This is a genomic window from Parabacteroides sp. D25 (genome assembly GCF_000307475.1).
GTDB lineage: Bacteria > Bacteroidota > Bacteroidia > Bacteroidales > Tannerellaceae > Parabacteroides > Parabacteroides distasonis.
The window spans coordinates 19,992-32,711 of sequence record NZ_JH976509.1; the positions used below are offsets into that span (position 1 = coordinate 19,992).

General features: G+C 40.0%; 11 protein-coding genes. All 11 read left to right on the plus strand.

Annotated elements, in window-relative coordinates; genetic code table 11:
• Positions 1-96 precede the first annotated feature (96 nt).
• The gene (locus HMPREF0999_RS19535; RefSeq protein ID WP_009276712.1) at positions 97-1,305 is read left to right on the plus strand and encodes a tyrosine-type recombinase/integrase; all 1,209 of its coding nucleotides are present in this window, start codon (positions 97-99) and stop codon (positions 1,303-1,305) included.
• A gap of 462 nt (positions 1,306-1,767) precedes the next feature.
• Positions 1,768-2,304, plus strand: a complete 537-nt coding sequence (locus tag HMPREF0999_RS19540) for a UpxY family transcription antiterminator (RefSeq protein WP_009276713.1) — start codon at positions 1,768-1,770, stop codon at positions 2,302-2,304.
• 10 nt (positions 2,305-2,314) lie between these two features.
• On the plus strand, positions 2,315-3,460 hold the full coding sequence (locus tag HMPREF0999_RS19545) for an MraY family glycosyltransferase (protein WP_048926863.1): 1,146 nt from the start codon (positions 2,315-2,317) through the stop codon (positions 3,458-3,460).
• A gap of 12 nt (positions 3,461-3,472) precedes the next feature.
• On the plus strand, positions 3,473-4,270 hold the full coding sequence (locus tag HMPREF0999_RS19550) for a polysaccharide biosynthesis/export family protein (protein ID WP_009276715.1): 798 nt from the start codon (positions 3,473-3,475) through the stop codon (positions 4,268-4,270).
• Positions 4,271-4,279: 9 nt separating this feature from the next.
• Positions 4,280-6,670 (plus strand): GumC family protein, encoded by a 2,391-nt coding sequence (locus HMPREF0999_RS19555; RefSeq protein WP_009276716.1) that lies wholly within the window; start codon positions 4,280-4,282, stop codon positions 6,668-6,670.
• Between the two features lie 2 nt (positions 6,671-6,672).
• Positions 6,673-7,335, plus strand: coding sequence for a tyrosine-protein phosphatase (locus tag HMPREF0999_RS19560; protein ID WP_009276717.1), 663 nt, complete (start codon positions 6,673-6,675; stop codon positions 7,333-7,335).
• Positions 7,336-7,931: 596 nt separating this feature from the next.
• A complete protein-coding gene (locus tag HMPREF0999_RS19570) occupies positions 7,932-8,291 on the plus strand; it encodes an acyltransferase family protein (RefSeq protein WP_229055469.1) in 360 nt (119 codons plus the stop codon).
• Positions 8,292-8,428: 137 nt separating this feature from the next.
• Complete coding sequence (locus HMPREF0999_RS19575) at positions 8,429-8,881, plus strand: hypothetical protein (protein WP_232306324.1); 453 nt, start codon at positions 8,429-8,431, stop codon at positions 8,879-8,881.
• A gap of 14 nt (positions 8,882-8,895) precedes the next feature.
• Entirely contained in the window at positions 8,896-10,425 is a 1,530-nt protein-coding gene (locus tag HMPREF0999_RS19580; protein WP_007844535.1) for a hypothetical protein, read from the plus strand.
• 311 nt (positions 10,426-10,736) lie between these two features.
• Positions 10,737-11,558 (plus strand): glycoside hydrolase family 88 protein, encoded by an 822-nt coding sequence (locus HMPREF0999_RS19590; RefSeq protein WP_007844539.1) that lies wholly within the window; start codon positions 10,737-10,739, stop codon positions 11,556-11,558.
• Positions 11,555-12,676, plus strand: coding sequence for a polysaccharide pyruvyl transferase family protein (locus tag HMPREF0999_RS19595; RefSeq protein WP_007844541.1), 1,122 nt, complete (start codon positions 11,555-11,557; stop codon positions 12,674-12,676). Before HMPREF0999_RS19590 ends, HMPREF0999_RS19595 begins: the two co-directional genes overlap by 4 nt.
• The last annotated feature ends 44 nt before the right edge of the window (positions 12,677-12,720 follow it).

The following is a 12,720-nucleotide window of genomic DNA, read 5'->3' on the forward strand; positions in this document are numbered from 1 at the left end:
CAAGAATAGTTTAGCTGGAGATATACATAACAGCTTGAAGTTTTTTGAATTACTTCCTGTTTTTATTCCATATGTTAAACTAATAATTGATTGTTTATGACTAGTGTAAAAGTAAAATTCAGTCCTTCATCCGTTATCCTTAAAGAGGGAACGGTTCATTATCAAATAATTCATCATTGTAAAGTACGGCATATCCGCACCGGTTACAAACTGTTTCCAAGTGAGTGGATTTCTGCTTCCGGTGAAATCAATGTCTCGGCAGGAAGTGGAGAAGGCCGAAAAAGCTATCTTGCCGCATTAAAAAATCAAATTGATAAAGACCTTTTCCGAATAAAGAAATGCATCAACCGATTGAATCAGGAAGACAGCCCTTTCACTGTGGACCGTATAATAGAACTTTACACTGCTCCTGAAGGGAATTGCACTTTCCTTTTATATGGAAAAGAACTGCTGGTAGAATTGAGGCAGATAGGTAAGGTACGCACAGCTGGTACCTATCAGTGTGCCTTGAACAGTTTTGAACGTTACTTGAATAACCGTGGAGATGTCCCGTTGGATGAAATGGATTCCAATCAGATGATAGCTTATGAAAGCTGGCTCAAAGGGAATGGCATCTGCCCGAATAGCTGTTCGTATTATATGCGTAACCTCAGGGCCATTTATAACCGGGCCGTGAATGAAGGGCTTGTTGTTCAACGAAATCCCTTCAAGCATGTCTATACCGGCATAGACAAAACGAAGAAACGGGCGGTTTCCCTCAGCGTGATTCGAAGAATACGGGATTTGGATCTTAATAAGAAGTCTCTCATTTTTGCCAGAGACATCTTTATGTTCAGTTTTTATACACGTGGAATGTCCTTTGTGGATATGGCATTCCTGAAAAAGAAAGACCTCCAGAATGGAATCCTGACCTATCGGAGAAAAAAAACCGGTCAGCAATTGTTTATCAAATGGGAAAAGCCCATGCAGGAACTTATTGATAAATACAATACCTCTGAAACTTCCTACCTGCTACCAATTATTCAGAACAATGGTGTGGACGAATGGCATCAATACCAAAATGAAGCGCACCGTATCAACAGAAATCTGAAACACATTGGCAAACAAATGGGTCTGGGTATTCCACTTACCACCTATGTTGCCCGCCATGCTTGGGCCAGCATCGCTCAAAGTAAAAATGTTTCTTTGCCTGTCATCAGTGAGGCACTGGGACATGATTCGGAGCAAACCACCCGAATTTATCTTGCCTCTTTAGACACATCTATTGTAGACAAGGCAAATAGTCTCATTTTGATGTCTATATAAATAAATACCGAAAAAGGTACATATCTTCTTAAGAGAAGTACATCTATATAATGAACTTGAAAGAGTAGCGATAGTCACTTTATCTTCTTAAGAGAAGTATATTTCGTTTGCAAAAGTACGAAAAAATCTAAAAATCAAGGCATAAAGCGAACTTTTTTTACTACTTATTTTTAAGAATCTTCAACATAATGCGTAAAATGAAAAACAATCATCCCCATATATCCTCTAACATGACTTTGTTTATCAAGTTATTATCGCTTTATAACTAAAAGATGTACTTCTCTTAAGAAGAGTAGTATGTTTTAGTATAAGTGAACACTTGCCTTTTAGAATAGCGATGCAAGGGATGATTAAAGGAATAAAAGATTCCTACTTTTGGAAAGTATTTTGTAACTGCCTGATTATTAACAAATAGAATAATCGTGCAGGATTGGTGATATTTGCCTGAACTAAAGTATATCAATGGGAAATACTGAATACGCACAATGGTATGTCATGCGTGATTTAAAACGGTGTAATGCTAAAAAGCCGGCATACAAACAACTGCAAGAAGCAGGAGTAAAGGTGTTTGTCCCCTTGAAGTGGCAAATCATTTTGCAAAAGGGCAAAAAGGTGCGTGAGAAAGTTCCGGTCATTCAAGATTTGCTCTTTGTTTATGATTCCCGTCAGCATTTGGACTCCATTGTGGAAAGAACCAAAACGCTTCAATACCGTTGGTTGCGGAATACGTTCCGGGAGCCTATGACTGTGTCTGATTTGGAAATGGACAGATTCATACAAGCCGTCAGCAGTTCCGATTCACCCAAATATTATTTGCCGGAAGAAATAACCCCTCAGATGTGCGGACATAAAATTCGGATTATAGGAGGCGCTCTCAATGGATATGAGGGCTGTTTGCTTAAAATACGAGGCAGCAAGATAAAACGCTTGCTTGTCGAATTAAAGGGTTATCTCGCTGTTGGTGTGGAGGTTCTTCCTGAGTATATTCAATTTGCCTGATACGATATTTATGACTGTTATTTCAAATGTAATGGACAATTCCAGTGCCTTTTGGGTTGTCAACTCCTTGTTTGTATTCGCCTTGAGCGTATTTTGTGCCGGCGTCTTGATTCCACAAATCTTGTTGATATCATTTCGTAAGCGTCTGTTTGATGTGCCTGATGAACGGAAGATCCATCAGGGAGTAGTACCCCGTTTAGGAGGGATAGCCTTCAAGCCGGTTGTCTTTTTCTCGGTGGCACTTGCTTTGGGACTCAATATGTTGTTGGGATACGGTCAGCTTCTTGGTAATATCGGCAGTGAAAGCCGCCCGTTGGCATTCGGCTTCTGTACCATTATGATGCTTTATCTGGTTGGTATGGCTGATGACCTGATTGGTATCCGTTACCGTGCCAAGTTCGCCATACAGATTATTTGCGGATTACTGGTCATTGCAGGCGGGCTGTGGATCAATAACCTGCACGGTTTGCTGTTTATTCACGCTCTTCTTGAATGGATTGGATACCCCATTACCTTATTCGCCGTGGTATTTATTATCAATGCCATCAATCTGATAGATGGGATAGACGGATTGGCTTCCGGATTGTGTGGAGTGGCTATGCTTTTTTATGGATTGGTGTTTTTTATAATAGGCGAATACATTTATGCCCTGCTCGCTTTTGCGACACTTGGAGTGCTCGTCCCCTTTTTCTATTATAACGTATTTGGAGATCCTGCCAAAAAGAACAAAATATTCATGGGTGATACCGGCAGCTTGACGATTGGTATGATGACTTGCATTTTAAGTCTGAAACTGCTTAACGGGTTTCCGGTAAATCCCTCTATGCAACAGCCTAATGCTTTCTTTTTAGCCTATTCACCGCTTATCATTCCCTGTTTTGATGTGGTACGGGTTTATTTGCACCGTGTGCGAAACGGAAAGAATCCCTTTTTGCCAGATAAGAACCATATCCATCACAAAATGCTTGCCATTGGTATGAAGCAGCGTACAGCCATGATTACCATTGTGCTTATATCCGTCTGTTTTACCCTGTGCAATATTTTGCTTTCACGTTATATAAATGTAACCTTACTTTTAGTACTGGACATCTTTATATGGACCTTGGGTAATCTATGGTTAACCCGTAGAATCCATATAGCTCATTCGAAACTATAGTTTTATATCAATATGAATTTTTGCAAAAATTTAATTGGGGCAATATTACTCCTGTTTTTAGGAGCTTGCTCAACTTCAAAAGAAGTCGTTTATTTTCAAGATTTACGTCCGGGCGAAAGTGAATTGGCACTTACTGATCCGGTAGAGATTAAGATTCAGCCGAAAGACAAATTGTCTATTTTAGTCAACAGCCAGGATTTGCGCCTAACCAACCTGTTTAACTTGCCGATTGTTTCTCAACAGATCGGCATGGAGGGCTCTTCCGGTTCTAATCGTGGTGTGTCCGGTTATACGGTAGATTCCAAAGGGAACATTGACTTTCCCGTGTTGGGAGAAATTCACATAGCCGGTATGACCCGTGAAGAGGTGGCTGCCTATATTAAGAAAGAGCTACAGTCGCATGATTTGATTAAAGACCCTGTCGTTACGGTGGAATATATGAATCTCAGCGTAGCCGTAATGGGTGAAGTGAACAATCCCGGCCGTTTTAGTATCGACAAGGATAACCTTACAATCCTGGATGCCTTAAGCCAGGCGGGAGACCTCACTATCTACGGAAAGCGGGAAAAGGTATTGGTGTTGCGTCAAGAAGAAGGAAAACAACGGGTTTATGGAGTCAATCTTTGCTCTGCCGAGCATCTTTACACTTCGCCTGCTTATTATCTGCAACAGAATGATGTGGTATATGTGGAGCCTAATGCTACCAAAGCCCGTCAGTCTACCGTAAACGGGAACAATGTGCGCAGCACCTCTTTCTGGATTTCCCTGGCTTCTTTATTGACCTCCATCGCTGTACTTATCGCTAAATAAAAAAGAGAAATGGCTACTATTCAGAATAAATCAACAGTACAAAATACGCAGGATTTCATTACCATACAGGATTTATTTTACCTCTGTCTCAACAAATGGCACTGGTTTGCCATTTCATTGGCCTTATGTTTGGGGGTTGCGACCTTTTATCTGTTGAGAACCCCATCGGTATATGTCAGGACTGCCTCTATTTTGATTAAAGACGATTCCAAAGGGAAATCTTCTTCTACGGATATGGAGTCTTTTTCCGATTTGGGACTGTTTACGACCAACACCAATGTCTATAACGAGATGGGAACTTTGAAGTCTCCCGACATCATGCGTGAAGTGGTGTCTCGATTGCATTTGGAAATGAATTATCAGACAGACGGACGTTTTCATAAACAGACTGTGTATGGAAACCAACTTCCTGTCCAGGTGGTGATTCCTAATCTTTCCGAGAATGAATCCGCAACTTTCGAACTGCATCTGGCAAAGGATGGTGCAGTGGAATTATCCTCTTTTACACGGAATGGAACAGAAATAGAAAATGATGGTTTTGTGAAAGGCAATTTGAATGACAGTATTCAAAGCCCCCTAGGCCCTATTGTCGTTATTCCATCGGCTGCCTATTCAGATAAAACGGTAAGCACAATTTATGTAACCCGCCAGTCTTTGTCTGCGGCATCAGCTGGCTGTTCTGCTCGCTTGAATATATCCCAGAACGATGAGAAGTCCAATATCATCACGTTGTCTTTCCAGGATGTGTCCACCCAACGGGCGGAAGATGTGCTCAATACCCTTATATCCGTTTACAATGAGAACTGGGTAAGGGACAAGAATCAGATAGCGGTTAGTACATCCATGTTCATCAATGAGCGTTTGGGTGTGATTGAGGGTGAGCTTGGCAATGTGGATGATGATATATCTTCTTTCAAAAGTGAGCATTTGCTGCCGGATGTACAGGCGGCGGCAAATATGTATATGACTCAAGCCAATGAAGCCAATGCTGCAATTCGTGAATTGAACAACCAGGCATATATGGCCCGATACATAAAGAACTATTTGACCAATGAAAACAATAAACATCAGTTACTCCCTGCCAATTCCGGCATTGAAAATGCAAGCCTTGCCACACAACTGAATGAATATAATACCAAGTTATTGGAGCGCAATAGCTTGGTGTCTCACAGTAGTGTCAAGAACCCCTTAGTCAGGGAAATGGACAAGTCGTTGGATGATATGCGAAGCGCTTTGATCACTTCCATTGACAACCAAATGGTAGCTTTGCGTGCACAAATCAGAAGTTTGGAGGCCATTGGGGGACAGGCAACCTCGCAGATTGCCTCCAACCCGAAGCAGTCCAAATACCTGCTTAGCGTGGAACGCCAACAAAAGGTGAAGGAGTCACTTTACCTATATCTGTTACAAAAACGTGAGGAGAACGAGCTTTCTCAGGCATTTACGGCCTACAATACCCGTATTATAACAAAGCCTGGAGGAAGCATGATTCCTACCGCTCCCGTAAAGAAGAACATTTTCCTGGTGGCTTTTGCCTTGGGTATATTGATACCGGTAGTCATTGTGTTCATGCGTGAAAACATGAATACCCGTGTTCGTGGAAGAAAAGACCTAGAAGGCTTGAGCGTTCCTTTTATCGGAGAGATTCCTTTGTCTATACGTGGTAAGAAAAGAGTAAAATCACATGAGGCACATACCATTGTGGTTAAAGAAGGAAACCGTGACATCATGAATGAGGCTTTTCGTGTCTTGCGTACCAATCTGGAGTTCATGATTGGCAAAGACCAATCCTCTAATGTGATTGTAGTCACCTCGTTCAATCCGGGAAGTGGAAAATCGTTTTTGACCATGAACATAGCCATGAGTCTTGCCATCAAAAATAAAAAAGTATTGGTTATCGACGGCGACCTTCGCCACGCCTCTGCCTCAGCCTATATCCATTCGCCGGAGGTTGGTCTGAGCAATTATTTAGGAGGACAGGTCGACAAACTTTCGGATATAATTGTTACGGACAAGCAACACCCTTCATTCAGTTTTATCCCCGTCGGCACCATTCCCCCCAACCCGACCGAACTGTTGTTCGACGACCGTCTACAGGACGCAATCCATACTTTAAAGCAGCAATATGATGTTGTATTGATAGACTGCCCACCGGTTGAATTGGTGGCCGATACTCAAATCATAGAGAAACTGGCCGACCGTACCGTTTTTGTGGTACGTGCAGGCTTGCTGGAGCGTAGCATGCTTCCGGAGTTGGAAAACATCTATCGAGAGAAGAAATACAAGAATATGTCTGTAATCCTCAATGGGACAGAAGGAGCCGGCGGAAGATACGGTTATCGGTATGGCTACCGATACGGTTATGGAAGCGGTTCTTATTACGGCAGTAGCTCCAAGTAATCATGTGGCCGTTCCGTAAAAAACAGACTTTGAAAGAAAGTGGATTTTTCCGTGGCTTCACCGACTGGCATTGCCATATCCTCCCCGATGTGGATGACGGCGTACAGACGATGGATGAAGCTCTGCAAATTTTAGGGGAATACGAACGACTGGGAGTAAAGGAAGTATGGCTCACTCCGCACATTATGGAGGATATGCCAAATACGACCCAACATTTGAGGGCACGTTTCGTTGAATTACAAAGCGCATACCAAGGTAATATAGCATTGAATCTTGCTTCTGAGAATATGCTGGACAACCTATTTGAAGAGCGATTGAATAAGAACGACCTACTGCCTATTGGTAAAGCTGGCAAACACCTGTTGGTGGAAACAAGTTACTTCAATCCCCCGATGGACTTGCAGAATATCCTGCTCCGTATCAAAGCAAAAGGTTATTATCCTATATTAGCTCATCCGGAACGTTATCTGTATATGAACGAGAGTGATTACCAACAGTTGAAATCTATAAATGTTCAGTTTCAGCTTAATCAATTTTCGCTTCTATGTTTGTATGGTAAAGAAGTTAAGAAAAAGGCTTTAATGCTCCAAAAGTTAAGAATGTACGACTATACTGGTACAGATTTGCATCGATTGAATACATTGAACAGAGCAATTTGTTTATAAATAATTTATTGCGTAAGAAGTATGAATATAAAATATGATGATCTAACTAAATTATTTGCCATTGAGCAAGCTAAAGAAACTTCATATAGGAGTACGTTACGGCAAAGTCTTGCCTCATTCTTAAGTTTATGTGATAAAGCTGACATCTCCGTTGATACGAAGACTGAATTGAAGTACATTTGCAATTACATAAATGATATTGTTAAGTATTTTGAAAAAGGACTTCACAGTACCGCTTTTTCAAAAATGAAAAACTTATTTGCAAGAACAAAAAATCATAAGGTATTAAACAACAGTATGCCATATTCAACCCCTTGCTGCAGGAAGTTCATTGTATAGAATTTGAGTGAAAGGGGATTACGAAATATAGAAGAGTTTCCTCTTTATGAAGTCCATGGATAGTCTGAATCTAAAAACATATTTTGTGCTGTCAGAAGGCTTCGACGCACAATTCTAACATGTCCCCAAAGGATGCATTAATTTGTTTTGGAAAATGCAAATACAATAGATGACTAGCGATGAATGAAAAATACCCCTTTAACACATTAATATCGAAATATCGCATATCGGCAATGGGAATATCAATGGTTTCCATTATGCTATACCATCAAAATTGGATTACCAACGGTATTTTCTTTGAATGGGTGCGAATGTTAGGATACATAGGTGTAGAGGTGTTTTTGTTCATATCAGGCTTTGGTATTGCGCATTCGCTTGCGAAAAACTCGTTAGGACAGTATTACAAAAATAGGGTAATCAGGCTTATACCAGCTTGTATTCTGTTCGATTTATGCAAGATTGCATTGAGTTATATTCCCACGATGCCTCCTATGCAAGACTTCTTTTTGGACTTGTTTTCTCTGTCACATTGGTACATATATGCCATAGTTGTTTACTACCTGCTTGCCCCTGCTATTTACAAAATAATAGACAAACGGGGGGGATTGCATTTTTAGCAATAATTATTGCCACATATATAACAATTTGTTTTTGGCAATATGATGCCGATGCTCCATATTTGATAAAATATGGGCGTTGGGTTGTGAAACGGTTTTCTGTGTTCGTATTTGGAATGTTCATAGCTATTAGGCTGTTGAGATTTGGAATCTACAAAGTGGTTTTATTGGGAGTATTGGCCACATTGGCCAATGTGGGCGTGTTCCACTATACAATATTAGCCAATAGTGACCCAACGAGTCATGATTTCTTCACAAAGTTGGCGATATTGCTACCGGACAGGTCAGTTATTCCCGATAACGGACGTTTCATATTGGATATGTTTAATGTGTTACTACTGATTCCGTTATTCGCTCTTATTGCCTTTCTTATGAAGAAATCTCATATATTATTCATTATTAATCGAATAGGAAAATATTTACTTGAAATATATTTGTGCCATCAATATATATTTACAGTGATTTCAGAACATTTTGCCATGCCTCCTATGGCGGCTTTAGCTGTGGGCATGTGCTTGTCGTTTGCTATGGCATACTTGATAGGTACAACAGCAAGCTCAATTAAAACGTTTGCCACAAGATATATTTGAAAAATACTGCAACCATGCCGAGTGAATCAACCAATAAGCGCATAGCCAAAAATACACTGCTGCTGTATGTCAGGATGCTATTGACAATGGCCATAGGACTGTACACGTCCCGTGTGGTTCTTGCGGAATTAGGAATATCGGATTATGGCTTATACAGTGTAGTAGGCGGCATCGTAACGATGTTTACTTTCATCAATGGATCGTTGAATGCTGGTACACAGCGTTTCTTGACATTTGAATTGGGGCGAGGCAACATTGTTCAATTAAAGAAAATATTTTCGACAGCTATTGTCATATATACTTTCTTGGCATTATTAATATTGTTTCTTGCCGAAACCGTAGGGTTATGGTTTCTGCTGAATAAGATGAATTTTGAGCCAGGACGACTAAATGCGGCAATTTGGGTTTATCAATTCTCCATCATAGCCTGCATGGTAAGCATCATCCAGGTGCCGTTTATGGCGGCATTGGTAGCTCATGAGAAGTTCGACATATATGCCTATATGAGCATATATGATGCAGTGATGAAACTTGTTATTGTCTTTTTATTGACATTTGCACCATTTGACAAACTCATATTCTATGCCTCACTTATTTTACTGGTCAACATTTCATCAGCTATTATTTACAATTGGTATTGCAGAAAACATTACGATGAATGTCGATTCGTGTGGGGGTTGGACAAGAACGTTTTCAAGCGTATGTTTTCATTTTCGGCTTGGGATGTGGTCGGTAGTTTGGCTTCAATAGGTCAATTACAAGGCGTGAACATTGTTATTAATATGTTTTGTGGAACTATTGTCAATGCAGCATATGGAATAGCAACGACAGTCAACAACATTGTCATGGGATTTGTGAACAATTTCATGATGGCATCCAATCCACAAATAGTCAAAACTTATGCACAGAATCAACTTAAGGAAATGTTCTCGCTGGTTATAAACACGGCCAAGATGGCATCTTACTTGCTTTTGATTATCGGTATCCCCGTATTTATTGAAGTAGAGTTTTTGCTTGAGTTGTGGTTGGGCGAGTATCCGCCCTATGCGCCATTATTTTTACGCATCATTCTTATACAATCGTGGGTGCAAACTCTCGGTACTCCTACTATCCGTGCCCTCCATGCTACTGGCAATATCAAACTGATGAATATATTGGTAGGTTCATTATTATTGATGATATTACCCGTGACGTATTTTCTTTTGCGTTCGGGAGCTTCTCCTGAAATTGTGCTTTGTGTCAACATTATCCCTTGGGTAATTGCTATTCCAATCCGTCTGGTTCTACTCTACAGATATTGTAAATTCCCGATATTATCCTACATAAAGAAGGTTATTCTTTTGGGTGCAGCAATAGCTATCCTATGTTTTTTTATACCGTACATTACGCACACTTTTTTTATCAATGATGCCGGTTGGAGAGAGTTTTTAGCGGTTGGATTCGTAAGCTTTACAACGTCTGTTATCATTATTTTCACAATAGGCATACCCAAAAGCATTCGCTTACAAATCATCGGCAAGATGAGAGAGTATTTCAAATTTTAAAAGATATAAACAATGAAGAGGTCAAAAGTCCTTGTTCTAATGTTGATTGCTTCAGTGATACTGAATATTACTTGTTTCCTGCCATATATAGGTGGATATTACGACAGGTTCAAGGAGAAGATATTTCCGACACAATATTTTAAATCCAACACCATTGATAGTGTGGTAATCAATGCTGTTGTTGAAGCGTCTTTGAAAATGGATGGTAGCAAGTTTGAGACTCGACATCCCAGCTTAGGCTTAGTACCTGATGTTAAACTATTTTTAACAAACGGGGGGGTAATAAGGAGCAACGCCAAAATAATTATGCGATGGCATATCTCTATGCTGGATTGTCATATTACGCTTTGAATTGCAATGATAAAGAAGTTATAGATTTTCTGTTGTTGAAGTCCAATGAATTCTCTTCAAATGGAAAGTTGGAATATGAACTTACCGAAGTTGACCAAGTCCCTATTGGTATTATGTATATCAACCTATATAAAATATCCCGAAATAAAGAATTTCTCGATGTTGCTCGTTCTGTTTTCGATTACTTGAACGAAAAAAGAATCAATGGAAGCAATCTTATTTCATACCGTGCGGAAAGTGCAAACCAATTCAGCGATGGTGTTGGAATGATATGCCCATTCTTGATGGAATACTTTCATGCAACGCAGGACTCAACAGCTTTGATGATGGCGAACGATAACTTGAACGAATTTAAGAAATGGGGATGTGATATCGCAACGGGCATTCCTACGCATGGCTATAATAAAGAAACCCATATAAAAGTTGGCAGTGCTAATTGGGGAAGAGGTATAGGCTGGTATTTACTTGCGGCTGCTTATATGCCACACTTGGATGACCCTCTTCTTGACAAGAGCATTGAATTGTTGAATTACTCTCAATTCCCATTGTCGAGCAAACAATTTGACTCCTCAACTGCACTAATGATTGAAATTTACAAACAGAGCCGCATTCCTAACGTACAACGGCCTCTCGATTTTATCAAACCTCATATCACTCAAGAAGGGTTGGTAATGAAATGTAGTGGTGATACGTATGATTTAAACAACTATTCTCATTTCTTTGGTCCTGCGGAATTGACCAACGGACTTTTTCTCATACTAATTTCACATTTCCAACGATGAAAATCGGAATACTTACGCATCCATTACGTTTCAATTATGGAGGGCTGCTACAGAACTATGCATTGCAGACCGTATTAAGGCGTTTGGGACATGAACCACTCACTTTGGATGTTCCCCACGTGATGAAGGTTAACAAGACGACCTTTCTAAAGGATGTGCTTAAACGCTTATATTACCGCTATATACTCCATTTGCAAGTATATATTTTCAAAGAATGGAGGTACAATAGGCTTTACCCTATAATGATGCAAAACTTGCAGCCTTTTATCGACACGCATATAAAAAAGATTGAAGTGAACGACTTCAACGCGTTGAATCCTAATGATTTTGATGCGTTTATAGTGGGTAGCGACCAAGTTTGGCGTAGGTTATATATGCCCGACATTTATCGCGAGTATTTGAGTTTTGCGGAGGGATGGAACGTAAGACGGATTAGCTATGCTGCATCTTTCGGAACAGAAGAATGGGAATATAGCCCATTAGAAACGACAGAATGTCGAAGATTACTACAAAAATTTGATGCAGTGTCAGTAAGAGAAGCATCTGGTGTCTCGTTATGTAAAAAACATTTTGGAGTAGAAGCTGTTCATGTCGTTGACCCTACTTTATTGCTTGATAGAGACGATTATTGCAATTTGTTTGAGGGGAAAGATATAAAACCCCACCAAAATGGATTGCTTGTTTATCTGCTTGACCAACGCGAGGAGAATGAGAAGATGATAAGCTACTTTGCGAATACTTTGGGATTGCCCCCTTTCAGTGTAAATTCCAAATATGAGACCCCTGGGTTTCACCCAGTTGAAGAATGTATCCAACCTTCGGTAGAAACTTGGTTGAAAGGGTTTTACGATGCTAATTTCGTACTGACTGATTCGTTTCACGCTTGTGTTTTTTCTATTATTTTCAATAAACCATTTGCTGTATTTGGAAATGCAAAGCGTGGACTGTCACGTATCGAGTCGCTTCTTTCTTCATATCGACTTACAGATAGGATAGTATATTCCACCAAAGACTGTGAAAAGTTAGATGGGGTAATAGATTGGAATAATGCAAATAAGAGTGTCGCTGAAAATAGAGAACATTCACTTAGATTCTTAAAAGACTCATTGGGAAAATAGCTTAGACGGATAATTAATTTGTCGGTTGTGTAATCATTACACCA